Source organism: Kribbella qitaiheensis (assembly GCF_042657745.1).
GTDB lineage: Bacteria > Actinomycetota > Actinomycetes > Propionibacteriales > Kribbellaceae > Kribbella > Kribbella qitaiheensis.
Genome location: NZ_JBHSKE010000003.1, coordinates 35953 through 62516 on the forward strand (window position 1 = coordinate 35953; position 26564 = coordinate 62516).

The following is a 26564-nucleotide window of genomic DNA, read 5'->3' on the forward strand; positions in this document are numbered from 1 at the left end:
GGAGCACTTCCTTCCACATTTCCTGTAGCGCCGGGTGAAACGCCCCTGACATCAGGCCAGGGCGTCGAGCGCCGCCGTACGCCGGGCCCACCGCTCGGCGTCGGCCTGGCGCAGATCCTTCGCGACCGAGGCCATCACCCGCCCGGGTTGCTCCAGGTCGGTCTTGCTCGCCTCGGCGATGGTCGTCGCCCAGTCCGCCGGTACGCCGGCCCGGCCGCTCAGGGCGCCGGTGATGGCGCCGGCCATCGACGCGATCGAGTCGGCGTCGCGGCCGTAGTTCGTGCCGCCCAGGATGGCCTGACGCACGTCGCCACCCGACACGAGGACGAAGCCGAGCGCGACCGGCAGTTCCTCGATCGCCTTGGTCCGGCTCGGCCGCCGGGCGTCCAGCGAGTGGTCCCGGTAGTCCGGCCCGACCGTGTCGAACGGCTCGATCGCCTTGCGCAGTACGGGAATCGCCTCTTCCCAGTCTGTCACCCCGTCGGCGGCGTCGACGATCGCCTCCACCGCGGAGCGGGTGCCGTCCTTGGCCAGTGCCAGTGCCTGCTCGACGGCGGACGAGGCTGTCGCCCCGGGCACCATCGCGGCCGCGACCGCCGCGGCGAACACCCCGGCGGCCTCCCGTCCGTAGCTCGACTGGTGCGCGCCGGCCAGATCGATCGCCTCGGCGTAGGCACCGGCGGGATCGCCTGCGTTGGCGATCCCGACCGGCGCCACGTACATCGCCGCGCCACAGTTCACGATGTTGCCGACGCCCGCCTCGCGCGGGTCGATGTGCCCGTAGTGCAACCGGGCGACGAGCCACTTCTCGGCCAGGAAGACCCGCTGCAGCAGCAACGCGTCCGCCTCGAGCTCAGGGACCCACCGGCGCCCGGACAGCATCTTCGGGACCAGCGACTCCGCGATCGCGTACGCGTCCAGGTGCGCGCGGCGTTCGTCGTACACCTCGACCAGCGCGTGCGTCATCAACGTGTCGTCGGTGATGTGCCCGTCGCCCTTGTGGTACGGCGCGATCGGCCGGGCGTTGCGCCAGTCGTCGTACCAGGGGCCGACGATGCCGGTCACCCAGCCGCCGTGCCGCTCGCGGATCGCCTCGGGGGTCCAGCCCTCGACGGCGCCACCGATCGCGTCGCCGACCGCCGAGCCGACGAGAACCCCTACCGACTTGTCTTCGAGCACTGTGCTGGTCTCCTCGGGCATCAGCTGTTGACCTGGCCCCAACCGTCGTTCAGCTTCTTGCCGAGCGTGGCCAGGTCGATCTTGTTCGCCAGGAACTCCTGCAGCGCCGGAGTGGCGATCTGATCCTTCCACTTCGGGTAGTTCTCCACACTCTGGAACGGAGCCTTGGTCAGTTCGGCGCCGCTGGCCAGCGTCTGGGTCCAGCCGTTCTTGCCACCGGTCGCCTGCTGGATCGCGTCCCGGGCGGCCTGCGTGGTCGGGATCAGCCAGTCACCCTGGCCGACGGCGGCCAGGTTCTCGGCCTTCATGAAGAAGTCGATGAACTGAGCGGACTCCTTGATGTGCTTGCCCTCGGCCGGCACCGACAGCGTCTGCGGGTTCGCGGCCTGCTTCTCCGAGGTGCCCTTCAGCGGCGGCAGCACCTCCCACTGGAAGCCCTTCGGCGCCTGCTCGACGATCTGCTGGGCGGCGTAGTTGCCGCCGACGATCATCGCGTACTTGCCGCCGAAGAAGCCCGGCAGCACGTCCGAGCCGCTCTGGGTCAGCGAGGTCGGGTCGATCGACTTGTCCGTGTAGGCCATCGCGTTGATCCGCTTCGGCACCTCGAGCTCGGGGTCACCGATCTTCACCTTGGCGTCCCGGCCGGTGCCCTCGAAGAAGGCCGCGTCGAAGTTCATCCCGAGGTTCAGCACGGTCGCGGTCGGGCTCTTCAGACCCCAGCCGAGCCCGTACTTGCCACCTGCGGTGAGCTTCTTGGCGTCAGCCTGCAGCTGGTCCCAGCTGAGCGAGTCACCCGTGGTCGAGACACCCGCCTGCTTGAGCAGCGCGGAGTTGCCGAACACGACGTACGACTGCAGCAGGGTCGGCGCGGCGAACACCTTGCCCTCGCTGGACACGGTGTCCCAGACACCCTGCGGTACGGCGTCCTTCGTCTCCTGGCTCAGGTACTGCGAGAGGTCCGCGAGGTACCCCTGGTTCGCGAAACCGGTGATGTCGGCGGACTCGTCCTGGATCACGTCGGGCGCCGTACCACCCTGGAACTGGGTGACGAGCTGGTCGTGCACCGAGTCCCAGCTGCCCTGCACGTACTCGACCTGGATGTTCGGGTTCGCCGCGTTCCAGTCCGCGACGATCTTCTTGGTCGCCGCGACGGTGGTCTTCTGGAAGGCGAGGCTCTGGAACTTCAGCGTCACCTTCTCCGTCGACCCGCTGTCACCGGAGCTGTTGTCACTGCCTCCACCACAGGCCGCGAGCGCCACCAGGGCACCCGCCGCCATCAGGGCGGTCACTACTTTCTTCATGTTTTCTCCTCAGGGGGACGGCACCTAGCCCTTGACAGCGCCACTCAGCAGACCGGAGGTCAGCCGGCGCTGAAGGAAGGCGAAGAACACCAGGCTCGGCACGGTGGCCAGGACGGATGCGGCCGCGAGTGGTCCGAACTGGACCTGGCCCTCGGCCCCGACGAAGCGGGCGAGTACCAGCGGCAGCGTTTTCAGTTGCGGGTCCTGCAGCAGGACCAGGGCGAAGAAGAACTCGTTCCACGCCGAGATGAAGGTGAACATCGCGGTCGCGATCAGGCCCGGCCGCAGCAGCGGCATCACGATCGACACGATCGTGCGGACGCGGCTCGCGCCGTCTACCGACGCCGCCTCCTCCAGCTCCCGCGGTACGGCGGCGACGTAGCCCTGCAGCATCCACAGCGCGAACGGCAGCGACCAGACCATGTAGACGATCACCACACCGGGGATCGTGTTGGTCAGGTGCAGCGGCCGCAGGATCAGGAACAGCGGGATCACGATCAGGATCACCGGGAACACCTGGCTGACCAGGATCCAGCCGTTCGTGACCGGCCGTAGCCGGCTGCGGAACCGCGCCAGCGCGTACGCGACCGGCAGCGCGACGATCAGCACCAGCACGGTGGTGGCGACCGAGATCTGCAGCGAGTTCAGCATCGACCGGACCAGGCCCTGCTCCTCCAGCGCGTCGCTGAAGTTCGACAGGTCGGGGTGCTTGGGCAGGAACGACGGCGTGATGCTGGCGAACTCCTGCGGCGACTTCAGCGAGCTGGAGATCAGCCAGAGCAGCGGGAACGCCAGGAACACCAGGTAGCAGAGCACGGCGAGGTACTGCAGTGCGCGGGTGGTCGGCCTGGTCCTCATGCTTCACTCCTCAGCCGGCTGCGCAGATAGAACGCGAGGAAGACGATGATGATCACGACCATCACGTCGCCCATCGCGGCCGCCATGCCGAAGTTCCCGTACCGGAACGCCTCGTTGTAGGCGAACAGCATCGGCAGCATCGTCTTGCCGCCCGGGCCACCCGCGGTGAGCACGTAGACCAGCCCGAACGAGTTGAAGTTCCAGATCATGTCGAGGCTGGTGATCGCGATGATGACGGTGCGCAGCTGCGGGAGCGTGATGTACCAGAACTGGTGCCACGCCCCGGCGCCGTCGACCGCGGCCGCCTCGTACAGGGATCGGTCGATGCCCTGGAGTCCGGCGAGCAGCGTCACGGTCGTCATCGGCATGCCGACCCAGACACCGACCACGATCACCGCCGGCAGCGCAGTACTGAAGTCGCCGAGGAAGTTGATCGGGTGATCGGTCAGGTGCAGGCTCTGCAGGATCTCGTTGACCGGGCCGTTGGTCGGGTGCAACAGGAGTCGCCACATGATCGCGACCACCACCGGCGGCATCGCCCACGGGATCAGCGCCAGCGTCCGGGCCACGCCGCGGAACTTCAGGTCCGTGTTCAGCAGCAGGGCCAGGCCGAGCGCCAGGACGAACTGCAGGATGGTCACCGACAGGGTCCAGATCAGGCCGATCCGGAACGAGTCCCAGAACAGCTCGTTGTGCAGCAGCTTGGCGAAGTTGTCGAAGCCGATGAAGTTGGTGTCGACGTTCAGCCCGGCCCGCGCGTCGGTGAAGCCGAGCGCGATCCCGCGCAGCAGTGGGTACACGCTGAGCAGCAGGACCGGCAGCAGCGCAGGCAGGAACAGGAAGATCGCTTCCCGGTTCTGCTTCGGCCGGCCGGGCCGCTTGGACTCGCCGGCCTGCTCGGGGGCGCTGGTCAGGGTGGCAGTGCTCATGGCGTCGACCTCCGAACGCTCAGGGTCGGCTGGACGACGATCCGTTTCGGCTTCCGGGTGTCGTCGTCGATCCTTGCCAACAGCAACTCGGCGGCCCGGCGGCCTCGTTCGGCCGATCCCAGGTTGACGCTGGTCAGGGGCGGGAAGGACTGCTCGGCCAGCTCGCTGTCGTCCATCCCGATCACCGCGACGTCCGCCGGTACCGCGAGGCCGTACGCGGCGAGCTCGTGCATCACACCGACGGCGAGCAGGTCGTTCGCGCAGATCACCGCGTTCGGGCGGTTCGTCTCGAAGAACTCCCGGCCGGCGGCACGCCCGGCGGCAAAGGTGAAGTCGTCGGCCTCGATGGCACCGGCGGCCTCGAGCTTGTACTGCTTCAAGGCGTCGGCGAAACCTTTGGCCCGAGCGGCACCCGGGACAGTGTCCACCGGGCCGTTCACGAAGGCGATCCGGTCGCGGCCCTTGGCCAGCAGGTGTTCCACGGCCAAGGTCATTCCTTTCGGCGAGTTCGCGCGGACGGTGTCGACACCCGCCGAGGCGGGCACGTTACCGGCGACGACCACCGGCACGTCGCACTCGCGGATCGACTTGATCAGGTCGTCATCCACCCGCAACGGACTGATCACCAGGCCGTCGGCGTAGCCGCGCGCCATGCCACGGACCAGGGCGACCTCGTCGACGACGTCGGAGCCGGTGGTGGTCACGACCAGGCGATAACCGGCGGCGGAGACGACCTCCTCGACCGCGCGCATCATCGTCACGTAGACCGGGTTACCGACGTCGGCGACAGCGAGGGTCAGCTGGAAGGTGCGGCCGACCTTGAGCGATCTCGCCCGCGAGTCCGGCACGTAGCCGAGCTCCTGGACCGCGCGCTGCACCCGCTCGACCATCTCCTCGGTCGCGGGCAGCCCGTTCAGCACCCGCGACACCGAGGCCACCGAAACCCCGGCGGCCCGGGCCACTTCCGCGATCGTCGGCCGGCTCACGCAGCCTCCTGTAATCGTTCTTGTAATCGTTTACAACCCAGACTCTAGAACCCCCGCGCAAACCCGTCAACACCGGACCACCCGGTCGCGTGGTCCGCACCCACGGCAACCCGCCCCCACCAGCTGGACAGCTGATGGGCGGTTGAAGTATTCGACGGGCTACTCGTCCTGCTCGTCGGCGCCCGGGCGCTCGGCCCAGGGGGTTTCCTTCGCCGGGCGGACGACGATGAGCTTGTCGCCGGCGGCGAGCACGGAGACGGAGGAGTCGTAGTACCGGTGGACCTTGCCGTCGCGGACCACGGAGACGACCCGGTCCGGGACCGAGGACGGCGCCTTGCCGACCTCGCGGCCGAGCACCGGGCGCTCGGCGACCTCGAGGCCCTCGCCGTAGGTGAGCAGGTCCTCCATCACCTCACCGAGGTTCGGGCTGACCGCGGACAGGCCGAGCAGCCGGCCGACGGCCTCGGAGGAGGTGACCACCGCGTCCGCGCCGCTCTGCCGCAACAGCGGGACGTTGTCCTCCTCGCGGACCGCGACGACGATGTGCGCGTTCGGGTTGAGCTGGCGGACCGCCAGGGTGACGAGCACCGCGGAGTCGTCGCGATCCGTGGTCACGATCACCTCGCGGGCGGTCATCACCTCGGCGCGCCGCAGTACGGTCCGGTTCGTCGCGTCGCCGTGGAAGGCCGCCATCTGGTCGTTGCCTGCGTCCCCGACCGCCTGGGCGCGGGGATCGATCACCACGATGGTCTCGCGCTTCACCCCGTTGCTCAGCAGCGTCTGCACGGCCGAGCGGCCCTTGGTGCCGTACCCGACCACCACGACATGGTCCTTCATGCGCTTCCTCCATCGCGAGTCGCGCATGATGCGACGACCTTCGTTCGCCAGGACTTCCAGGGTCGTGCCGACCAGTACCACCAGGAAGGCGATCCGCAGCGGCGTGACGAGGAAGGCGTTCACCAGCCGGGCCGTCGGCGTCACCGGAGTGATGTCGCCGTACCCGGTCGTGGTCAGGGTGACGGTCGCGTAGTAGATGCTGTCGATCAGGCTTACGCTGCCGTCGTAGGTGTCCTTGTACCCGTCACGGTCGACCACCACGATGAGCACCATCAGGGTCAGCAGCCCCAGCGCGATCAGAAAGCGCCGGAACAGCTCCATCACCGGCGAGCGTGTGCTCGCGGGAAGGTTGACCAGTAGACCGTGCGGATTGCGACCGGAGGGCAGGGATGGCACGCGTCTGACGATAGGGCACTGACGGCCGATCCACCGCATGCGACAGGCTCTGGTCGGACAGGGCCACCGTCACCATCAGGTGACCGCTGTCCTGCACCACCCGGGTCCGCATCCGCAGCCCCTCGACGGTGCGGAGCATCCCGTCGTTCTCCGGCTGCACCATGCAGACCACCCGGTCGGCACCCAGGTACCGCGCCTCCTGGATCACCCGGCGCAGCAACTGCGAGCCGAGGCCCTGGCGCTGCCAGCCGTCCTCGACCAGGACGGCCACCTCCATCACCGTACCGGTGAGCTCCTCCCAGGGGGCCGCGGTCGCCATCCCGATCACGGCGTCGCCGACGGTCGCCACGATGGAGACGCCACCCGCGGGCGCGGACAGGTGCCTCGCAGTACGGGCGGTCAGCTTCGGTATCGGCACGTGGTATCGGCGGGTGCGGCTCTCGTACGAGCACCGCTCGTGCATGTCCACCACAGCAGGCGCATCCTCGACAGTGGCCTTCCGCAACGCCGGTACTGCGCTGCCGGGGCGCGGGCCCTCCGTGACGGTCCCCTGGTGGCGCTCGGCCAGGCGTCCCGCGATCTCGACCAGTACGTCGGCGCGGGCCCACTCGGCGGGCGTGTACTCCTCGAAGCCCTGCAGCGTCTCCAACTCCTCGTCGACCGAGACCGGGTCGTCGATCAGCCGCAGTACAGCCCGCAGGTAACGGGTCGGCGCGTCGCTGAGGACGTCGGCCTGGCACGGCCGGACCGTCGTCCTGGAGCAGCCGGCCTCGGCGACCAGCGCGGTCAGGTCCTCCGCGGTCCAGCCGACCCCGGTGGAGATGACGAGTTCGTCGATCGCGCCGGACTCGGCGGTGAAGACTTCCAGACTCAGAATATTGATGTCATCCGCACCACAGCGTGCGGCGAGTTCGGCCAGGGCGCCGGGACGGTCGGCGAGTTCGGTCCTGATCTTCCAGAGCATCGGTGAGGCCCCTCCCTCGTGAGAACCGCCCAGTTGAAGACGGTTCGTTCCAGGGTGCGTGGGAGGTGTTGCCGCGCCGGGTCCTGCGTGTTACGCCGAGGTCAACCCTGGTGTGATCCCCGGAGGGCTCGGTCACAGTCAGCGGCGGCGCTTCAAGTGGGGCATCCGGGGAGCGATCTTGGGTTTCTGGGCGGTCAGCGCGACCGCGTCCTCCCGGCGGTCGAGGTCGGCGTGCCGGAGCAGTTCAGGGTAGCTGGGCTGCGGGACCGGCGGGTAGGTGGTGACGATCGCGTCGCCGCTGAAGACGAAGAAGATCGCCTGGCCCTCCTTGATCACCTTGAGCAGCGAACCATCGCGGACGGTGAGAGCGTGCTCGAGCGCCTTCTTCCGCGCCGACCGCTTGGCCAGGGCGGCCTGGAGAGCCTGCTGGGCCGGTTCCCGCCCGTGCTTGACCGCCTCGAACGCCATCGGCCCGTACCGGACGCCGTATTTCACGACGTTCTTGACCAAGCGACTCCGACCGGCTGATGCCATGCTCCGACTGTACTGACCCCGAGGCCGGCGTGGAGTCCTGTGGTGACCTGGAGGGTCGCACTGCCGGGTCGAAATGCGGTCTCGGGGCGGGTCGGGCACCATTGAGCGGGTGACCGCACCTACGCCGCGCCGGCCGATCCTGCCGGGTGCCAAGCTGTTCGAGTCGCTGCCGGGCGCCAATGACCCGGCGGCGGTCGCCGAGGTCGCGCACCGGACGGCCGAACTGCTCGTTCGCGGCGCCCGGTCGAGCGATGACGCCGACGTGATCGCGCGGGTGGTCAAACTGGCCGACGACTACGGCCTGGACGAACTGGCCGACCTGTGGTCGGACGCCCCCGCCGACTCGCTGCCCGGCACACTCTGGCGGCTGTACCTGCTGCGCTCCTGGGTGCACACGGCGGCCGAGGACGTCTCCCGCGAGTACGACACCGGCCGCAAGTACGCGGAGGTCCACGCCGTGGTGGCCGGCGTCGCCGACCCGCCTGGGCCGACCGAAGTCAAGGACATGGTCGACGCCGTACTGCGGGGCGTGGCGACGGGTGACTTCGCCACCACGCTGGACCGCGCCGCGGCGTTCGCGCGGATCGTCGCGACCGGCCGGGCTCACCTGGCCGACGACGGGCACGACCAGGTCCGTTCCGCGTCCCGGCTGGTGGAGCTGGCAGACCAGTTGCAGGTGGCCGCGCGGACCGAACGCGCCGGCCAACTCTGGTAGTTCGCCGCTCTGTCAGGTTGTTCACGGCTTGGGGTACTTGCAACCTGACGAACAAGGTGTTATCGGCGCCCGATGCGTGACATCTCAACAGGACAAGGGGTTTGGGCACCCGTTACACTTGTTGGAGGTGTCGGGCCGCGGTAGCCCCGGGTCCCAAAATTAGCCGCTTCGAGCGGCCACGCGCCGTGAGGCGCTTCCCGGTCCGGCACCCCAAATTCCTCTTCCCGTCGTCGCGCGGGCGCACCCGTGAGCCGGGCATCCCAGCGCCCCCTGGGATGCCCGGCCCGGCTGTGAGGTGTCTAGCGAATTCCGTAGAAACGCTTCAGCGTCTGGGTGACCGACTTCCCGTTCGCGTCGGTCAGCTCGACCTTCAGCGTGACGAAGTCGGTCGCCAGGGGGTTGTCCACGCTCGCGGCGACCTTCGTCCCGGAGTTCCTCACCGGAACGTCGACCCACGCCCCGCCGTCGTCGTGGCGGTCAGGTCGGTCGCGGCCACGGTGAGAGCGGAAGCGGCACACCCCGGGCTGGTGATCGTCTCCGCCGGTCCGTAAAGGTTGCCGGCGGCCACCACCACGAGCACGCCCGACCTGGCGCTGATCCGATCACCGTCACCCGCAACAACACAGAACTGACCTTCAGCGACGTCGCCACCACCGCCCGCGCCTGCACAGCCCAAACCGCCGCGATGCAGGCCGCAATCCTGGCCACCCTCGGGCCCGCGGTCGCCTACACCATCGACTACAACCAGCTGACCCTTCTGGCCCCGTCCGGCATCGGCCTCGACCTGAAGGCGGGGTAGAGCGGCTGCCCATTGTCGTCGGGCCATAGAGAGGAGGTACACGTTCTGGGATGCGTCCTGGTCCGCGTCGCCTCAACAGTCACGAGGTTGTGACGCTAGCGCAGTCCACTTCGGTACACCCGCCATGACTCGCACTCGCCTGCAAAGCGGCCACTTCGCAGCGCTGGACCCGTGCAGACGACTTCGGACATCGACAGGCCGCGGGAACATCCTCAGCTGTCACGCCTGCGCAGTTCAAACGCCGCCAGAAGGCTGATCACCGCTTCTCAACACCTTCTAGGTAGTACACGATCCTGGCGACGGGTAGACGAGGGGTGCCAGCACCCGTGCTGCCGCGCTGGCGCCATGGGTGGACTCGGTCGCAAAAGCTTCGGTGATCAGGTCCCTGGTGACCGCGTCGACTTCGGCGTGGTGGATATCGAAAAACTTGCGGGCCGCTGCGGACCGGCCCAGCAGCAGTGCGCTGGCTATTGTCGCTGCTATTGGATCCGCGCCGGCTGTGCCCGCCCAACCGAGACACTCGCCGGCTGCCTGGGCAGCCTCCGAGCAGTCGGCAGGTTCCAGCTCAGTCTGATGGTCATTCATGGGCACAGAGTGTAGAAAGTTCGATCGACAATCTCGGATCCGTCCAGTCGATCGGTGCCGGCGGTGGTGGAGAAAGACAGATGGAGGCGTGCAGCGCGCCAACCTTCTGGCGTCCGCTGCACACCTCCACGCGAGCTGGTTCGGGTCATCCCCATTCAGCGCGCAACTGCTCGCGATCACGCTCGATACGAGCCACGCTCGAACGAGTCAGTCTCGCGAACTGAAGGTCCAGCACCGCCTGGGCATGCTGCTCGGTCAGTCCCAGAAGGTCTTGGACCGCGCGGAGAGCATCTTCAGCCAGCTCGGAATTGCTGACCAGTTCCAGCACCTCACTTCGGTGCTGAATGCCCGCGTAGACGGCATCAAGCATCTCCAGGCGGGCCCGCTCGGCTTTTGCGACCTCGTCGTCGGCGATCAACTGATCCTCCTTGGATTACGCGGACATCGGTTGCGTCAGCCGCCGTTGCCGTAGGCCAGGAACTGCCAGTTCGATGAAGTTACCACCTTCCACCTCCTGGTCTCGACCTCCACCGCCGACGACGGATACCCGGAAACATTGTTGGTCCAGTTCGCCTGGAAGTAATACCAATTCCCCGTCGTCATCGAAGGCTTGCTGTAGACGTTGCAGCTCAGCGAGTACCCAGCGGCGTAGCAGTTGAGGGTCGATTTCACCGGATCCGACCCCAGGGTGACGTCTTGGTAGATCCTTTCCACATTGCTGCTGAGGTACGGCCGAACTCCTGAGGCGTGCACGACGTCCATGAACCAGTGAGCGCCGGTGTCTTGGAAGTACGTGTGGGCTTCGAGGTCCGCGTTCAGCGAACCGAGCGTGTGGTATCCAGACGAGTTGGTGTACCCGTAGTAGATCTTGGTCTGAGTTGATCCGTGGAGCACCCATTTGTAGTAGCTCGTCGCGCGGGTCTCGCCGTTGTCGATTTGGGAAGCGTCAGGGCTGTAGATCTTCGCGCGGCCGCCGTCGGCAGTGTTTTGTGAGGGGAACACCAGCGGGGCAAGCACACGCGCGGCTTCCTCGGCACCTTCCTTGGCTTCAACAGCGAAGGCCTGAGTGATCAGGCTCTGGGTGCCCGAACTCATCTCGGTGCGGCGATTACTGAAGAACTTCCGGGCAAGCTCGCCCTTGCCGAGGCGCAGTGCGCTGGCAACCGTCGCCGCAGCCGGATCGACTCCTGCTCCGCCGGCCCAGCCGAGGCACTCTCCTGAAGCTTGGGCTGCTGCTGAACAGTCAGCCGGCGATTCTGAGGACGTCCCCACGGACCTGGCGCCATCTGGCGGCGCAGCGGCTGCGGATGTCATGCATGCGACCGATCCGAGGATCGACGCTAGAAATAGCGTTGTCACTTTCCGGACTTTCATCAATGCCTCCCATGGACGGGTCCTGCACCCTCCGGCGCCGGACCTATCGAAGCTACTGACGAAACAAGGGCACAGGAAGGCCACGAGATTGCAGCAACATGCAATTCAAAACTCAACCGGACTAACGTAACCGTCATAGAATTCGCGGGCGATCGCGAAGGACAGGCCGACGAACAAAGCCAATGATGCATTGCGGAGTTTCGGCCTGACGCCGTGACAGCTCGAGCTCGTTGGCCGCCTCGTCCACAGCGATCACGCCCGCAGAGTCCAGCGCTGCCAGGCGGCTGATCACCGCGGCCTGCCGTACCGCGACCTCCCACAGCCCGTCCGGCGCCGTCAGCACACCACGCTCAGATACCTCGTCCTGGCCCAAAGCCGCGTCTCCCTGCAAACCAGTCACTCCGGAGCGCTGAATCTGTGCAGACGACTTCGGACATCGACAGGAGTCGTTCAGCACCCTGCCCGAGAGCAACTGCGCGCCCGGTGCGACGCCCTTGTTCCGGCCTGCCGACGCCACCCCGCGGCCGGCACCGTCGAGGACGTGTGCTGCCGTGCCCGTCGTGATTTGCGGCGTCCGGGCTGTCGGTGAAGTTCTGCTGCGCCTTGACCGCCCCGACGAGATCCGGGTGCTCCGCGTCGACGCCTGGTCCACCTTGCCGCTGAGTACGAGCTTGGCCGCGCTGTCCGGTACGACGTACAGGTCGTTGCCGACCGTGCGGGTCTCGTAGCCGGTTGCGGCCGCGCCGACCAGGAACCGGTGAAGCATCGGACCACCTTCGAGACGTCGGGGAGGACCGCGCGGTAGTCCACCGCAAACCGCCAGCAAAAGACCTGCCTGTGCTGGCAAGATTGCGACAATTCCGACATCCGCCAGCTGCCAACCACCTCCAGCCGCCCCCAGGGAGGCATCGTGCTCGACGTGCTCGGACTAGAGGACTCCGAAGAACTCGCCTACCGCGCCCTCGTCGAGGTGCCCTCGTACGACGCCGCGGGTCTGGCCGGCCGGCTCGGCTGCCATCCGATCGAGGCAGCCCGCTCGCTGGCCGCGCTGGAGTCGCTTGGCCTCGCAGCGCGCTCCAGCGGCGGCACCGACCGGTACGTCGCGTCCCCGCCCTCGGTGGCTCTCGCGGCGCTGGCGGTCCAGCGCGAGGAGGAACTCCGCCGGGCGCAGCGGGAGATCGAGTCGCTCACCGAGGTCTATCGCGGTACGGACACGGACCGGTCGGTCGGCGATGTGGTCGACGTCGTCCGCGGGGCCAAGGCAGTCGGGCAGCGCTTCGCACAGTTGCAGATGTCGGCCCGCGAGGAGGTGCTCGGCTTCGTCAAGGCGGAGATCGCGGTGGTCCCGGCCGAGGAGAACACCGAGGAGGACGCCGCGGTCAGCCGGGGCGTGCGGTACCGGGTGATGATCGAGCGCAGCTCCTTCGACCGGCCTGGCTTCTTCGCTGCCGCCTCCGACTCGCTGCAGGCGGGTGAAGAGGTCCGGGTGGTGCAGGAGCTCCCGATCCGGCTGCTCATCGTGGATCGCCGGATCGCGCTGGTACCACTGCTGTCCGGCTCGGAGCGCAGTATCGGCGCGCTGATCGTGCATCGCAGCGGCATGCTCGACGCCCTGATCGCGCTGTTCGACCGGGTCTGGCGCGACGGTCTCCCCCTGGTGCTGGGCACGGACGGCATGGTCGAGAGCACGCCCGGCGACGGCCTGCACGAGCTGGATGCCCGCATCCTCGGGCTGCTGCTGGCCGGGCTTACCGACCAGGCGGTGGCGAACCAGTTGGGCCTGTCGATGCGCACAGTTCAGCGGCGCGTCCGGGCTCTGATGGACCTGGTGGCCGCCGAGACCCGCCTCCAACTCGGCTTCCAAGCCGCGCGCCGCGGCTGGCTCTGAGGGCAGGCAACCAGGGTCGAGCCCGGGAAAACCCCCTTCCGGGATCAACCGAACGCGAGCAGACTCGACCGAAAGGCAAAAGGAATGAGGCCTGCTGGGGCGGCCGCTGATCAGCCGGGGAGGGGCGATCCGCATGGAGGGGCAATCGAACGGACAGACGTCCGTCGTTCTCGCAGACGACATCGTGCGGGTCTATGGCGAAGGAGACACGGCGGTCCAGGCGTTGCGCGGGGTCAGCGTCGACATCGCGCCCGGGCAGCTGACGGCGGTGATGGGGCCGTCGGGATCGGGCAAGTCGACGCTGATGCACATCCTGGCCGGCCTGGACAAGCCGACCTCGGGCTCGGTGCGGATCGACGGCACCGAGATCACCACGCTCGGCGACAACGATCTGACCAGGCTGCGGCGCAAGCACATCGGCTTCATCTTCCAGTTCTTCAACCTGCTGCCGATGCTGACCGCGCGCGACAACGTGCTGCTGCCGATGACGATCGCCGGGGAGAAGCCGGACCCCGCCTTCTTCGACGAGCTGATCGACCGCGTCGGGCTCCGGGACCGGCTCTCCCACCGGCCGGCCGAGCTGTCCGGCGGCCAGCAGCAACGGGTCGCGATCGCGCGGGCGCTGGTGTCCCGGCCGACGGTGATCTTCGCCGACGAGCCAACCGGCAACCTCGATTCCCGGACCAGCGGCGAGATCCTGAACCTGATGCGCGCCTCGGTCGACGACTACGGCCAGACCACCGTCATGGTCACCCATGACGCCCGCGCCGCCACGATGGCCGACCGCGTGCTGTTCCTCGCCGACGGCGAGATCGTCAAGGAGACCGGTCAGGCCAGCCAGCACGAGATCCTGCAGATCATCGACACGCTGGACCTGCAATGATCCGGTTCGCACTCCGCGGCCTGCTCGGTCGCAAGCTCCGTACTGCGCTCACCGCGGTCGGCGTCGTCCTCGGAGTGGCCCTGGTCTCCGGCACCTACGTGCTGACCGACTCGATCTCGAGCGCCTTCGACTCGATCTTCTCGGAGAACTACAAGAACACCGACGCGGCGATCACCGGGAAGCCGGCGTTCGAGCTGAGCGACGACAGCGCCGGCGTGGCGCCGCCGTTCGACCAGAGCCTGCTGCCGAAGGTCGCCGCGCTGCCCGAGGTCGATCTCGCCGACGGCGCGGTCTCGGGTGAGGCCCAGCTGATCGGCCGCGACGGCAAGGCGATCGTCTTCGGCGGCGCGCCGAACCTCGGCTTCAGCGTCAACCCGGACCGGCCGGAGTTCAACTCCCTCGCTCTGGTCAGCGGCGAATGGCCCGCTCCGAACGAGGTCGTGATCGACACCAAGACCGCCAAGGAGAAGGGTTTCGCGGCTGGCGACACGATCGGCGTCCAGGCTCGCGGCGCGGTCCAGCGGATGCGGATCTCGGGACTGGTCGAGTTCGGCGCCGTTTCCTCCATCGGTGGCGCCACCCTGGCCGGTTTCGAGCTGCCGACCGCGCAACGGCTGTTCGACAAGCCTGGCAAGCTGGACCAGATCCTGCTCACCGGCAAGGCCGGCACGTCCCCGCAGCAACTCGTCGACGCGGTCCAGAAGATCCTGCCGGAAGGCACCCAGGTGCGGACCGCCGACGAGCAGGCGGCCGAGGACTCGGCCGGAACCGCCGGCTTCCTCGACTTCTTCCGGACCTTCCTCCTGGTGTTCGGCGGCATCGCGCTGTTCGTCGGGTCCTTCGTGATCGCGAACTCGCTGTCGATCACCATCGCCCAGCGGACCCGCGAGTTCGCCACCCTGCGGACGCTCGGCGCCTCCCGGCGTCAGATCCTCGGTTCCGTGGTGCTCGAGGCACTCGTCACGGGCGTGGTGTCGGCCGCGGTCGGCTTGTTCCTCGGCCTGGGCATCGCCACTGGTCTGTTCAAGATCTTCGACGCGGCAGGATTGACGCTGCCCAACAACGGACTCGTGTTCCGCACGCGAACCGTCCTGGTCGCGCTGGCCGTCGGCATCCTGGTCACCTTGCTCGCCAGCCTGCGGCCCGCCTGGCGAGCCACCCGGGTGCCGCCGATCGCCGCCGTACGGGAAGGTGCCAAGCTGCCGCCTGGCCGGTACCACCGGTTCCGGCCCCTGGGTGCCGCCCTGCTCGCTGCCGGCGGGGTCGCCCTGGTGATCGCCGGATTGTTCGTCGACGGGCTCAGCACTACCGCGCTGCTGTCTCTGCTGGCGGTCGGCGTCCTGCTGATCTTCATCGGCATCGCCCTGTTCGCTGCCCGGCTGGTGAAGCCGTTGGCCGCGGCATCGGACCCGATCGCACGCTGGTCCGTCGTCATCCTGTCAGCACTGGCGTGGCCGCTGTTCTCCTTGCCGTACTGGCTGCTGCGCCGTGGATTCTGGGGACCTGGATCCGGCGCGAGCCGAGCCGGTGGATTCGTGCTCGGCGCGGTACTCAACCCGATCCTGCTCGTGCTCGTGGCCCTGATGGCCCTCCGTCGCGCGGTGACTTCCTGGCAACCGGAGTGGCCGGCGGACTTCCCCGGCGTGCTCTCGGACCGGCCGGCGGTACAGATCGGCGGGCAGAACAGCCGTCGCGATCCGCAGCGGACTGCGTCGACCGCGGCGGCCCTGATGATCGGGCTGGCGCTCGTGACCTTGGTGGCGACGCTCGGGGCCGGGATCATCCGGCCGTTCGAGGACGCCGTCGACAAGATCTTCAGCGGCGACTACGCGATCGTCGCCCAGAACAACTTCAGCCCGCTGCCTCCGACAGTGGCCGCGGCCGCGGCGGCCGTGCCTGGAGTGGAGGCGGTCTCCAGTGTGCGGGGCGGCCAGGGACAGGCCTTCGGCGAGACGATCAACGTCACCGCGGTGGACGAACAGGCTCCCGGAGTACTGAGGTTCGATTGGGAGGCTGGATCGCAGGCCACCCTCGGCGAACTGGGCCGGGACGGCGCAATCCTGGACGAGCCGTACGCGACCGAGCACAACCTGCAGGTCGGCTCGTCGATCTCGCTGACGACCGTCGCCGGCAGCACGCTGCCCTTGACCGTGCGCGGGATCTTCAAGCCGCCGGCGGGCGGTTCGCCGTTCGGCAACGTGACGATCTCGACGACGACCTTCGACGCCACCAACCCGCAGCCGCAGAACCTCTACACCTTCGTGCGGATGCAGGGCGGCGTCACCGCCGCGAACACGGCAGCGCTCAACTCCGCGCTGAAGTCGTTCCCGAACGCCAAAGCGCAGACCCGCGAACAGTTCAAGGACGCCCAGGCGAACGGCATCCGGAGCCTGCTGAACGTGCTCTACGTGCTGCTCGCGCTGTCGGTGCTGGTCAGCCTGTTCGGCATCGTCAACACGCTGGTGCTGACCGTCTTCGAGCGGACCCGGGAACTCGGCATGCTGCGCGCGATCGGCCTCACCCGGCGGCAGGTGAAACGGATGATCCGGCACGAGAGCGTGATCACCGCGCTGATCGGCGCGGTGATCGGGATCCTGCTCGGACTCGGCCTGGCCCTGCTGCTGGCCGCCCGCCTGGACGAGGTCAGTTTCGCCGTACCGATCGGGCAACTGGTCATCTTCGCCGTCGTGTCGGTGGTGGTCGGTCTGTTCGCCGCGATCTGGCCCGCGCGCCGGGCCGCCCGCCTGAATCCGCTGGAGGCCCTGCAGTACGAATAGCGGTCTGTCGGCGTGCTCCGGCACCGTTAGTCATCACCCGGCGACTCCGGGCTCACCATTCCGCCCTTTTTCGGCTACCTTCGCGAGGGCCACGGTCCATCTGAACGGTGGACCATCGGCCCAGTCCGCCCCGTGCCCCGAAGAAGGGAACCCCTCATGCGCCGCCTCCCCCGCGCGCTGCTCCCGCTTGCCCTGGCCGCCGGTCTGCTGTTCCAGAGTGTGGTCGCGGTGCCTGCCGGCGCCGGCCGCGGCCGCGAGTTCGACATCCAGGCCCACCGCGGCGGCCTCGGCCTCACCGTCGAGTCCACCGTCGCCTCGTTCTCACGTGGTCTGGAGGTCGGCGTCAGCACCCTCGAGCTGGATGTCCAGATCACCGAGGACGGCCACGCGGTCGTCACCCACGACCGCAAGGTCACCGGCGCCAAGTGCAAGGACACCGCCCCCTACACGCCCGGCGACCCGGAGTACCCGTACGTCGGCAAGTTCATCAACACGCTGAGCCTGAAGCAGGTCAAGCAGCTCGACTGCGGATCGCTGCCACAGGCCGGTTTCCCCGGCCAGACACCCGACCCGGGCGCCCGGATGCCGGAACTGCGGGACGTGTTCGACCTGGTCCACCGGTTCCACGCGGACAAGGTCAAGCTGAACATCGAGACCAAGGTCGAGGCCGGCGCGCCAACCGAGACCGCGCCGCGCGAGCAGTTCGTCCAGGTGGTCGCGAGCGAGATCCGCAAGGCGAAGATCAGCCGCCAGGTGACGATTCAGAGCTTCGACTGGGGCGCGCTGATGCGGATGCGTCAGGTCGCCCCCGAGCTACCGATCGTGGCGCTGACGAACTACGACTTCCTGCAGACCGGCCAGCCGGGCAAGTCCCCCTGGCTCGGCGGGATCGACATCGACGACTTCGGCGGTGACCTGGTCAAGGCGACCAAGTCGTTCAGCGCCGACGCGATCTCCCCGGTGCACGGGTTCCCCCAGGACGGCAAGGTCACCGACCCGGCGTACCGGCCGTATGTGACCACGGACATGGTGCGCTCGGCCCACAAGGCCGGCATGAAGGTCGTGCCGTGGACCGTGGACGACCCGGCCACGATGCGGTCGCTGATCGACAAGGGTGTCGACGGCATCATCTCGGACTACCCCGACCGGGTGCGGACGGTTGCCCAGGACGAGGGCTTCCGGCTGCCCACGGCGTACGACCAGCCTGCGATCCGGGCGCTGCCGACGGCTCACGCGCACAACGACTACGAGCACCGGCGGCCGCTGCAGGATGCGCTCGACCGCGGCTTCAACAGCGTCGAAGCCGACGTCTGGCTGATCGACGGCGAGCTCCGCGTCGCCCACGACCAGGAGGACGCAGTACCGGGTCGCACCCTGGAGAGCCTGTACCTGCAGCCGCTCGTGCAGCAGGTCAAGCAGAACCACGGGCAGGTCTACCGGCACGGCGCCGACTTCCAGCTGCTGATCGACATCAAGAGCGACGGCCCGAGCACCTACGCGGCGATCGACCAGGCGCTGCGGAAGTACCGCGGCATCAGCACGGTCTACGTCAACGGCCGCACTTACACCGGCGCGGTCACCTCGGTGATCAGCGGCAACCGCCCGCTCGACGTACTGAAGGCGCAGAAGGTCCGGTACGCCGGATACGACGGCAGGTTGTCCGACCTGAACTCCAAGCTCCCGGCGTCGCTGATGCCGCTCGTGAGCGACAACTGGTCCAACAACTTCACCTGGCGCGGTGTCGGGGCGTTCCCGGCGGACGAGCGGGCCAAGCTGCGGGACATCGTGACGACGGCGCACCACGCCGGCTACCGGGTGCGGTTCTGGGAGACTCCGGACACGCCTGGAGCGGCTCGCGAAGCGGTCTGGTCCGAGCTGGTCGCTGCTGGTGTCGACCACCTGAACACAGACGACCTGCACGGCCTGGAGGACTTCCTGCGCTAGCGGACCCCCGGAGGGCGCGAAACCTCGCCCGCGCAGCCGCAGAGTGTGCTCCGCCCGTGCCGTGGGGGTTACCCCACTGTCAGAACAGTGGGGTAACCCCCAGAGCAGTGGAGTAACCCCCCGAGGAGGCAGCGAACCCCCACAGCACCAGCGCACCCCCGGAGGGCGCGAAACCTCGCCCGCCGCAGCCGCACAGTGTGCTCCGCCCGTGCCGTGGGGGTTTGCCCACTGTCAGAACAGTGGGGTAACCCCCAGAGCAGTGGGGTAACCCCCAGAGCAGGCAGCGAACCCGCAGAGCACGAGTGCACCCCGGAGGCGCGAAACCTCGCCCGCGCAGCCGCAGAGTGTGCTCCGCCCGTGCTGTGGGGGTTCGCCCACTGTCAGAACAGTGGGCGAACCCCACGAGGAGGCAGCGAACCCCCACAGCACCAGTCAGGCTTCGCCGCTGACCGCCGAGTGTGGGGCTGGCGTGGGTGTCATGGCGCGGGTCCGGCCGTTGGAACCTGGTCAGGGCTTGATTTCCGTGAGGGCGACGATGTCTTCGCCCTCACGGAAGGCCTTGCGCTGCTTGGCTGCACCGTTGCCCTCTCTGAGCAGCCGCTGGAGGCTCTCGTCCACCAGGTCGAGCTCGTTGAGCTCCTCGAGCGCAGGAGTCACGTGCTGCCGCAGTAGGTCGAGCAGCTTCGGCATCGGGAGTGTCTGGGCCCGGAGCACCTCCAGCCCGTCGTTGGACAGCCCGTCACGCGCGGACAGCCAGTACGCGGCCCGCAGTACCTCCGGCTCCAGTTTCGGGCCTAGGCCTCCGTCGGCGAGCGCAGTCGTCACCAGGGCGCGGATCAGCGTCGCGAGCAGCACTGTCTCGTCGATGGTCAGCGGGACGTCGCTGATGCGCACTTCGACCGTCGGCAGATGGGTTGACGGCCGGATGTCCCAATAGACCATCCGCTCGTCCATGATGCTGCCCGACTCGAGCTGCATCGCCACCAGAGCGTCGTAGTGCTCGGCGGACTCGAAGTACGGCGGTGGGCCGGAGCAAGGCCAGCGAGACAACATGATCGAGCGCCAACTGCTGAAGCCGGTGTCAGCGCCCAGGTAGATCGCCGAGTTCGCCGTCAAGGCCAGCAACGTCGGCATCCAGGGTCGTAGGTGATTGCTGACCCGGATTGCGGCTTCCTTGTCCGGCACGTCGACGTGTACGTGACATCCACACACGCTCTGCTCGCGCGCCAGCTGCCCGTAGCGTGTCTCCATCTCCAGGTAGCGCGGCTTGTTGGTGATCCGCTGCATCGCCTCACCACCAGGCGCTACGGCGATCGCCAGCAGCCTGGCGCCCTCCTCGGCGGCGGCCTGCGCCAACTGCGAGCGGAGGCGCTGCAGCTGATCACGGAGCTCGGCAGGCGTGTCACAGACGGGGAGGTTGATCTCCACCTGCGCCTGGGTCAGTTCAAGCTCCACGTCGATGCCCTCGGCCTCGGCGGCGACGGCTTTACTGCGCGGCAGGGGGCGACCACTGGCGGATACCAGCAGCAGCTCCTCCTCGACGCCCATGGACGGATGGGTCAAGGTGTCTCCTCGGTTCGGTGCACTCCGAGGTACCCGGCCCGCTCGGGGCGGAAACAGCGCGTCTGACCTGCGGTCGCGAGCGGATGGCAGTCAGCCATGGCCTAGGCTCTGCGGCGTGAGTCTGCCGATCGTCACCGCCACCCGGTACGTGCTGCCGCTGCGCGAGGGTGGATCGCTGCCTGGCGTTGTCGAAGGCAACGATCTTGGCACGTACGTGCTCAAGTTCCACGGCGCCGGCCAGGGCCCGAAGGCGCTGGTCGCCGAGATCATCGTCGGCGAGCTGTTCCGCCGGCTCGGCCTGCGGGTGCCCGAGCTGAAGCTGATGGAGCTCGACCCGGCGATCGGCAAGTCGGAGCCGGACTACGAGATCCAGGAACTGCTGATCCGCAGCGCCGGGCTCAACCTGGCCGTCGACTTCCTGCCCGGCGCGTTCGGGTACGACGGCTCCAGCGGCAAGCCGGACGACGCGACCCGGGCCAAGATCCTCTGGCTGGACGCGTACGTCGCCAACGTGGACCGGTCCTGGCGCAACACGAACCTGCTGGTCTGGCACAAGGCCCTCTGGCTGATCGACCACGGAGCCGCGTTGTACTTCCACCATTCCTGGATGTCCGCGGAGAAGTTCACCGCCCTCGCGTACGACGCGGCCGACCACGTGTTCGCCGACGTCGCCCCGCAGGTGCCGGGCATCGACGCTGAACTGGCGGCGGCGATCACCCCGGAGCTCCTCACCGAGGTGCTCACCCTGGTGCCCGACGAGTGGATTGCCGACGGCGACCGGGAGCGGTACCTCGGCCACCTCTGCGCCCGGCTCGCCGATCGGACCGCCTGGCTGCCGGGTGGTGCCCGGTGAACGGCGTCGTGAACCTCGTGCCCTTCGACTACGTGATCCTGCGGGCAGCCCCGCGGATCGAGCGCGGCGAGTTCGTCAACGTCGGGGCCGTGCTCTACTGCCGCTCGCTGGACTTCCTCGGCGCCGCCTGGGACGTCGAGCCGAACCGCCTGAAGGCCCTGGACCCGGCGGTGGACGTGGACGTCGTGTGCGCGTCGCTGGAACACATCCGCGCGATCTGCGCGGGTGACCCGGACGGCGGACCGGCGGCAGCCACGCGGATCGGCGAACGCTTCCGCTGGCTCGCGGCGCCCCGCAGTACGGTCGTCCATCCCAGCCCGATCCACAGCGGCCTGACGAACGACCCCACCGCAGACCTCGACCGCCTGGTCGAAGCCTTCGTCCGCTAGCTCTCCAGCGCTCCTGACACCACCTCGCGGGCCTGGGCGAAGACCTCGTCCAGGTGGTCCTTGCCCTTGAAGGACTCGCCGTAGATCTTGTAGAGGTCCTCGGTGCCAGACGGCCTCGCGGCGAACCACGCCGACTCCGTGGTGACCTTTAGCCCGCCGATCGGCGCTCCGTTGCCCGGAGCACTGGTCATCCGGTCCAAGATCGGCTCACCGGCCAGTTCGGTCGCGGTGACCGCGTCGGCCGAGAGCGCGGCCAGCTTCGCCTTCTCCTCGCGGCTGGCCGGCGCGTCCACCCGCGAGTACGCCGAGGCGCCGAATCTCTCCACCAGCTTCGCGTGCACCTGAGACGGGGTCTCGCCGATCACTGCGGTGATCTCGCTGGCCAGCAGCGCGAGCAGGATGCCGTCCTTATCGGTGGTCCAGACCGTGCCGTCGAACCGCAGGAAGCTCGCGCCCGCCGACTCCTCGCCACCGAAGCCGACCGAACCGTCGATCAGGCCAGGCACGAACCACTTGAAGCCGACCGGCACCTCCCACAGCCGGCGGCCGAGGTCCGCGACCACCCGGTCGATCAGCGACGACGAGACCAGCGTCTTGCCGACGGCGACCTGCGGACCCCACTGCCGGTTGGCGAACAGGTACGAGATCGCCGCGGCCAGGTAGTGGTTCGGGTTCATCAGGCCGGCGTCGGGCGTGACGATGCCGTGCCGGTCCGCGTCGGCGTCGTTGCCCGTGGCCAGGTCGAAGCGGTCCTTCTGCGCGACCAGCGAGGCCATCGCGTACGGCGAGGAGCAGTCCATCCGGATCTTGCCGTCGTGGTCCAGCGTCATGAACGACCAGGTGGGATCGAGCCGCGGGTTCACGACGGTCAGGTCGAGGCGGTGCCGCTCGGCGATCGCGGCCCAGTAGTCCACGCTCGCGCCGCCTAGCGGGTCCGCGCCGATCCGGACGCCCGCACTGCGGATCGCGTCCAGGTTGAGCACGGCGGGCAGGTCGTCGACGTAGTGACCGAGGAAGTCGTACTCCCCCGCTTGCGCCCGGGCCGCCTCGAACGACTTCCGCCGTACTTCGCGGTTGCCGCCGGCGATCAGCTCGTTCGCCCGGGAGGCGATCCAGCCGGTCGCGTCGGAGTCGGCGGGGCCACCGTGCGGCGGGTTGTACTTGATGCCGCCGTCGCGCGGTGGGTTGTGGCTCGGCGTGATGACGATGCCGTCCGCACCGGCGCCCGCGCCCCGATTGAGCCGCAGGATCGCGTGCGACACCCCAGGGGTCGGGGTCAACCGGTCAGCGCTGTCCACCAGGGTCTGTACGTCGTTCCCGGCGAGCACCTCGAGCACGGTGCGCCACGCGGGCTCCGACAGACCGTGGCTGTCCCGTCCCACCAGCAGCGGACCCGTAGTACCTTCTCCCGCACGGTACTCGCAGATCGCCTGGGTGATGGCCAGGATGTGTGCCTCGTTGAAGGCGCCGTCGAGGCTCGAGCCGCGGTGGCCCGACGTACCGAAGACGACCTTCTGGGCGGGGTTCTCGACGTCCGGCGTGATCCCGTCGTAGGCCGCGAGCAGCGCGTCGATGTCGACGAGATCCTCGGGCTGTGCGGGCTGACCTGCGCGTGGGTGCATGTGGACATGCAACAAGCCTTCGGCGGCTTCCACAACTCCTGCGGTCGCGCGTCTCAGCTCGGGTAGGGAGTGAGCAGCTGATCTACCGGCGCGTAGTCGTCGGTGAGGACCGGTCCTGCACCGATGAAGCTCCGTACCGCAGGGGCGTCGGAGACCAGAGCGGACCGGCCGGCCAGGCGCTGCCGGATCGCCGCGGCGTCGATCGGCTGGTCCGACGCGAGCAGGACGAAGTTGCCGCCCGCCGCGCCGCTCAACGCGTTCGGCCTGGCGATCACGGCGACGTGCGGGAACTCCGCCTCGAGGGTCCGTGCCTCGGCCTTGGCGAAGGCGTGCGGCGGGTAGTCGATGACGTTGACCAGGTAGAGGCCGTCCGGCTTGAGCACTCGCCGGACGTCGGCGACCACCTCGCGGGTGGTCAGGTGCCACGGCACCGCCACTCCCCCGAACGCGTCCATGACGACCAGGTCCCGGCTGTCAGCCGGCTCCGACCGTACGCCGAGCCGCCCGTCGCGCACCTGCAGGTCGAGGCCCGGGCCCGGCTCGGCGCCCAGTTCCGCTTTGTCGATCTCGATCACGCCCGCGTCGATCTCGTACACCTTGTTCTCGGTGCCCGGTCGGGTCGCCGTCAGGTAGTGCGGCATGGTCAGGCCGCCACCACCGACGTGCAGCGCGGTCAACGGCTGCGCGCCCGGCCAAGTGCCGTCGATCGCGGCGCCGAAGTCCTTGATGTAGGCGAACTCGAGGTGCTTGGGGTCGTTCAGGTCGATGTAGGAGTGCCGGAGTTGGTCCAGGTACAGCGTCCGGCCGCCTTCACGGCTCGGGTCCGCCACCACGCGGGCGCAGTGGTACGCCGTCTCGACCTCGCACGGCCTCGGCGCGAACGCGGTCAGACCGGTGCCGATCAGGGCCAGCACGAGTGGGCGGGCGGCTGCCTTCAGACCGCGGAAGTAGATCGTGAGCGCGGCACCGCCGACCACCAGCACACCGCCGAGACACAGCACGATCGTGCTCGTCGGGACCTTCGCGACGAAGACGAAACCGGTGAGCACGGTGCCGACGATCGCGCCGACCGTCGCGTAAGCGGACAGCCGTCCGACCACAGTCCCGGTCTTCGTGAGCGTGGACAGCCGGAGCTTGGTGACCATCGGAGTCACCGCGGCGAGGAGTGACGCCGGCAGGAACAGGGCGATCGCCACCGCCAGGAACACCGCGTCTCCGGCTGAGCCGCGGACCGCCTCGCCGGTCCAGCGGACGACGGGGAGGATCAGGAGCACCAGAGCGCCGCCGAACATGATGAGCGGGCCGAGCGTCCTGGTCGGCGGCACAGCGTCCGCGAACTTGCCACCCATCATGGCGCCGGTGGCGATCGCGGCCAGCGCGACACCGATCACCGCGGTGTTCGTCTCGAGTGTCAGCCCGAGGTACGGCGCGACCAGCCGCAGGGAGACCAACTCGAGCACCAGCACCGCGGCCGAACTGCCGAACGCGAGGGCGATGGCGACCTTGTCACCAACCGTCTTGTCGCCGACCGTCTTGCCGCCCTGTCCGGCGCCTGCCTGCTCGTCGCTAGCTTGTTTCCCGCCGGGGTGCTGGGCGGGCGTCTCTGCCGTCTCGCTCACCGCGCCACCCTACCGACGCCTATCGAATCTCGCGTTGGCCGTTCGTCAAGGTTTCAATGAGACCCAGAGGAGGTTCCGCCATGGACGCGACCGAGAGTGCCGACCTGTACGCCGCGACGCGGGCGCGGGTGACCGAGACGGCGAAGGCGTTGACCGCCGAGCAGCTGAACACCCGGGTGCCCGCGTGCCCCGACTGGACCGTGCACAACCTGATCTCGCACCTGGCAGGTGTCGCCGGCGACGACGCTGTCGATCATCACGCCCGACAGGACCTACCAACTCGGTTCGGGCGAGCCGATCGCCGAGGTCCCAGCGGAGGCCTACGAGCTCTTCCGCGCCATCTTCGGCCGCCTGAGTCCCAGCCAGATCGAGTCCTGGCAGTGGCCTGCCGACGCGCGTTCCTGGTCGGCCGCCGTATCCCGCCTCCCGCAGCGCCCTGATCCGCAGCACGACTGAATTGCCTTGTGGACAAGGCGGTTTCGAGGGTCGGAGGCTCGTACTTTCCTTGGCATGAGCAAACGAATCGTCGCCTTTTGTTCCGACCTCATCACCGCGGCCGGCCCCCAACCCACCGACGAACTGGCCCGGCGGGTGACCGCGGCCGGCCTGACTAGGTCGACCAACCCGGTGACCACGGTCCGCACCGCGCTGCGCCAGTCGCCGATCATGGTGCACCTCCCGGACGGCCGGTTCGACAGCGCCCGGCGGATGCTCGACGGTGCTGCCCTGACCCACCGCGTCCGCTACGGCACCAAGGACCGTCAGGTGTTGTTCACCGGTCCTGAGCTCGCGGTGCTCGACCACCTGCTCGTGCACGAGGGCTCCCTTGCCCTGGCGGCCGGCGGTGCCGTGACGTCCTCACTCGGCGAGTTCGGTGGCTGGTGCGGTCCACCCGATTGGCTCCCCAACGTCCCGACCGATTCGCTGCTCGCCTTCCGTCTCAGGAACGGCCGGCTCTCGGTCGAGCCGGTCGCGCAGGAACCACCCCGCCAGAGCGCCGAGCTGGAGCGTCTTCGCGTCGTGCTCCGGCGGCACCTGAAATCCGACGACAGTCTGAACAACTGGCGCAGCCACCACACCCTCGGCCACGTGATGCTCCGCGCCCTCGCCGAGGTTCCCGATCTGCTGATCGATCCCTTGCCACCACTCGATGAAGTACTGCAACTGGGCGACGAGCGCTGGGCTCGTGACTGGCCGGTGGAATCCGTCGAGGGGCTCCGGCCGGGACACCGGGTCGTCCTCGAAGACGTACCGGGAGCGCTGGTGTCCGCTCTCCGCCGCGACGCCCACCAGTTGGGTGTGACCACTGGCGAGTTGACCGTTCTCCTGCTGTCTGCCGCCACCTACCGAACAGCCATGCCCTGCCGTCACGACGCCCGCGCCGCCTGGCTGAGCGATCCGTCGGGCCCTGCGCGCGAGTTGGCCGATCTCAGCCCCGGCCGGGATGACGAGCTGGCTGATCCCAGCCACGGCCGGGACGACTGCGATGTCGCCGATGACGACTTCTCCGACCACTGGCCCGAGGATCTCGCCGCTCTCACCAGCGATTCGGTCTCGCCGAGTGGTTGA

At 68.4% G+C, this 26564-nt stretch carries 26 protein-coding genes; 11 read left to right on the forward strand and 15 right to left on the reverse strand.

The window, feature by feature from the left end; translation table 11 throughout:
• Positions 1–51: 51 nt before the first annotated feature.
• The 8 genes from ACFPJ1_RS01730 to ACFPJ1_RS01765 form a co-directional block, all read right to left on the reverse strand.
• Complete coding sequence (locus ACFPJ1_RS01730) at positions 52–1200, reverse strand: ADP-ribosylglycohydrolase family protein (protein ID WP_380100979.1); 1149 nt, start codon at positions 1198–1200, stop codon at positions 52–54.
• Positions 1200–2480, reverse strand: a complete 1281-nt coding sequence (locus ACFPJ1_RS01735) for an ABC transporter substrate-binding protein (protein WP_380100980.1) — start codon at positions 2478–2480, stop codon at positions 1200–1202. The genes ACFPJ1_RS01730 and ACFPJ1_RS01735 overlap by 1 nt, the downstream gene beginning before the upstream one ends.
• Before the next feature lie 24 nt (positions 2481–2504).
• The gene (locus ACFPJ1_RS01740; RefSeq protein ID WP_380100981.1) at positions 2505–3338 is read right to left on the reverse strand and encodes a carbohydrate ABC transporter permease; all 834 of its coding nucleotides are present in this window, start codon (positions 3336–3338) and stop codon (positions 2505–2507) included.
• Positions 3335–4267 carry a carbohydrate ABC transporter permease gene (locus tag ACFPJ1_RS01745; RefSeq protein WP_380100982.1) on the reverse strand — a complete coding sequence of 311 codons (933 nt, stop codon included), beginning with the start codon at positions 4265–4267 and terminating at the stop codon, positions 3335–3337. Before ACFPJ1_RS01745 ends, ACFPJ1_RS01740 begins: the two co-directional genes overlap by 4 nt.
• Positions 4264–5253, reverse strand: a complete 990-nt coding sequence (locus ACFPJ1_RS01750) for a LacI family DNA-binding transcriptional regulator (protein ID WP_380100983.1) — start codon at positions 5251–5253, stop codon at positions 4264–4266. The genes ACFPJ1_RS01745 and ACFPJ1_RS01750 overlap by 4 nt, the downstream gene beginning before the upstream one ends.
• 159 nt (positions 5254–5412) lie before the next feature.
• The gene (locus tag ACFPJ1_RS01755; protein WP_380100984.1) at positions 5413–6411 is read right to left on the reverse strand and encodes a potassium channel family protein; all 999 of its coding nucleotides are present in this window, start codon (positions 6409–6411) and stop codon (positions 5413–5415) included.
• The gene (locus ACFPJ1_RS01760) at positions 6335–7450 is read right to left on the reverse strand and encodes a GNAT family N-acetyltransferase (protein ID WP_380100985.1); all 1116 of its coding nucleotides are present in this window, start codon (positions 7448–7450) and stop codon (positions 6335–6337) included. Before ACFPJ1_RS01760 ends, ACFPJ1_RS01755 begins: the two co-directional genes overlap by 77 nt.
• Before the next feature lie 138 nt (positions 7451–7588).
• Positions 7589–7984 (reverse strand): hypothetical protein, encoded by a 396-nt coding sequence (locus ACFPJ1_RS01765; RefSeq protein ID WP_380100986.1) that lies wholly within the window; start codon positions 7982–7984, stop codon positions 7589–7591.
• Positions 7985–8093: 109 nt separating this feature from the next.
• On the opposite strand from ACFPJ1_RS01765, the gene ACFPJ1_RS01770 reads away from it, so the two are divergent.
• Positions 8094–8699 carry a hypothetical protein gene (locus tag ACFPJ1_RS01770; protein WP_380100987.1) on the forward strand — a complete coding sequence of 202 codons (606 nt, stop codon included), beginning with the start codon at positions 8094–8096 and terminating at the stop codon, positions 8697–8699.
• Between the two features lie 436 nt (positions 8700–9135).
• Here the strand turns inward: ACFPJ1_RS01770 and ACFPJ1_RS01775 are convergent, their stop codons facing one another.
• Complete coding sequence (locus tag ACFPJ1_RS01775) at positions 9136–9279, reverse strand: hypothetical protein (RefSeq protein WP_380100988.1); 144 nt, start codon at positions 9277–9279, stop codon at positions 9136–9138.
• Between the two features lie 21 nt (positions 9280–9300).
• On the opposite strand from ACFPJ1_RS01775, the gene ACFPJ1_RS01780 reads away from it, so the two are divergent.
• The gene (locus tag ACFPJ1_RS01780) at positions 9301–9498 is read left to right on the forward strand and encodes an META domain-containing protein (protein WP_380101150.1); all 198 of its coding nucleotides are present in this window, start codon (positions 9301–9303) and stop codon (positions 9496–9498) included.
• A gap of 730 nt (positions 9499–10228) precedes the next feature.
• Here ACFPJ1_RS01780 and ACFPJ1_RS01785 read toward each other — a convergent pair.
• The 3 genes from ACFPJ1_RS01785 to ACFPJ1_RS01795 all read right to left on the reverse strand — a co-directional run bounded on the left by ACFPJ1_RS01785 (position 10229) and on the right by ACFPJ1_RS01795 (position 11830).
• The gene (locus ACFPJ1_RS01785; RefSeq protein ID WP_380100989.1) at positions 10229–10501 is read right to left on the reverse strand and encodes a hypothetical protein; all 273 of its coding nucleotides are present in this window, start codon (positions 10499–10501) and stop codon (positions 10229–10231) included.
• 35 nt (positions 10502–10536) lie between these two features.
• Positions 10537–11397 (reverse strand): hypothetical protein, encoded by an 861-nt coding sequence (locus tag ACFPJ1_RS01790; RefSeq protein WP_380100990.1) that lies wholly within the window; start codon positions 11395–11397, stop codon positions 10537–10539.
• Between the two features lie 193 nt (positions 11398–11590).
• Entirely contained in the window at positions 11591–11830 is a 240-nt protein-coding gene (locus ACFPJ1_RS01795; protein WP_380100991.1) for a hypothetical protein, read from the reverse strand.
• 178 nt (positions 11831–12008) lie between these two features.
• On the opposite strand from ACFPJ1_RS01795, the gene ACFPJ1_RS01800 reads away from it, so the two are divergent.
• From ACFPJ1_RS01800 to ACFPJ1_RS01820, 5 genes are all read left to right on the forward strand, one after another.
• Entirely contained in the window at positions 12009–12185 is a 177-nt protein-coding gene (locus ACFPJ1_RS01800) for a hypothetical protein (protein WP_380100992.1), read from the forward strand.
• 182 nt (positions 12186–12367) lie between these two features.
• Positions 12368–13345 carry a TrmB family transcriptional regulator gene (locus tag ACFPJ1_RS01805; protein WP_380100993.1) on the forward strand — a complete coding sequence of 326 codons (978 nt, stop codon included), beginning with the start codon at positions 12368–12370 and terminating at the stop codon, positions 13343–13345.
• A 133-nt stretch (positions 13346–13478) separates the two neighbouring features.
• Positions 13479–14228 (forward strand): ABC transporter ATP-binding protein, encoded by a 750-nt coding sequence (locus ACFPJ1_RS01810; protein WP_380100994.1) that lies wholly within the window; start codon positions 13479–13481, stop codon positions 14226–14228.
• The gene (locus tag ACFPJ1_RS01815) at positions 14225–17005 is read left to right on the forward strand and encodes an ABC transporter permease (protein WP_380100995.1); all 2781 of its coding nucleotides are present in this window, start codon (positions 14225–14227) and stop codon (positions 17003–17005) included. The genes ACFPJ1_RS01810 and ACFPJ1_RS01815 overlap by 4 nt, the downstream gene beginning before the upstream one ends.
• A gap of 156 nt (positions 17006–17161) precedes the next feature.
• Positions 17162–18949, forward strand: a complete 1788-nt coding sequence (locus tag ACFPJ1_RS01820) for a glycerophosphodiester phosphodiesterase family protein (protein WP_380100996.1) — start codon at positions 17162–17164, stop codon at positions 18947–18949.
• Between the two features lie 507 nt (positions 18950–19456).
• On the opposite strand, the gene ACFPJ1_RS01825 is transcribed toward ACFPJ1_RS01820, so the two are convergent.
• On the reverse strand, positions 19457–20512 hold the full coding sequence (locus ACFPJ1_RS01825; protein WP_380100997.1) for a carboxylate-amine ligase: 1056 nt from the start codon (positions 20510–20512) through the stop codon (positions 19457–19459).
• A gap of 115 nt (positions 20513–20627) precedes the next feature.
• Here ACFPJ1_RS01825 and ACFPJ1_RS01830 point away from each other — a divergent pair, with 115 nt between their 5' ends.
• Positions 20628–21365, forward strand: a complete 738-nt coding sequence (locus tag ACFPJ1_RS01830) for a HipA family kinase (RefSeq protein ID WP_380100998.1) — start codon at positions 20628–20630, stop codon at positions 21363–21365.
• Entirely contained in the window at positions 21362–21754 is a 393-nt protein-coding gene (locus tag ACFPJ1_RS01835; RefSeq protein WP_380100999.1) for a DUF3037 domain-containing protein, read from the forward strand. The genes ACFPJ1_RS01830 and ACFPJ1_RS01835 overlap by 4 nt, the downstream gene beginning before the upstream one ends.
• Here the strand turns inward: ACFPJ1_RS01835 and pgm are convergent.
• Together pgm and ACFPJ1_RS01845 are read right to left on the reverse strand one after the other, a co-directional pair.
• Complete coding sequence (gene pgm, locus ACFPJ1_RS01840) at positions 21751–23376, reverse strand: phosphoglucomutase (alpha-D-glucose-1,6-bisphosphate-dependent) (protein ID WP_380101000.1); 1626 nt, start codon at positions 23374–23376, stop codon at positions 21751–21753. The two genes, ACFPJ1_RS01835 and pgm, sit on opposite strands and share 4 nt — an antisense overlap.
• 53 nt (positions 23377–23429) lie before the next feature.
• Entirely contained in the window at positions 23430–24995 is a 1566-nt protein-coding gene (locus ACFPJ1_RS01845; protein ID WP_380101001.1) for a fused MFS/spermidine synthase, read from the reverse strand.
• 80 nt (positions 24996–25075) lie between these two features.
• On the opposite strand from ACFPJ1_RS01845, the gene ACFPJ1_RS01850 reads away from it, so the two are divergent.
• Both ACFPJ1_RS01850 and ACFPJ1_RS01855 read left to right on the forward strand, forming a co-directional pair.
• Positions 25076–25435 carry a maleylpyruvate isomerase N-terminal domain-containing protein gene (locus ACFPJ1_RS01850; RefSeq protein ID WP_380101002.1) on the forward strand — a complete coding sequence of 120 codons (360 nt, stop codon included), beginning with the start codon at positions 25076–25078 and terminating at the stop codon, positions 25433–25435.
• A gap of 70 nt (positions 25436–25505) precedes the next feature.
• Positions 25506–26564 carry a hypothetical protein gene (locus ACFPJ1_RS01855; RefSeq protein WP_380101003.1) on the forward strand — a complete coding sequence of 353 codons (1059 nt, stop codon included), beginning with the start codon at positions 25506–25508 and terminating at the stop codon, positions 26562–26564.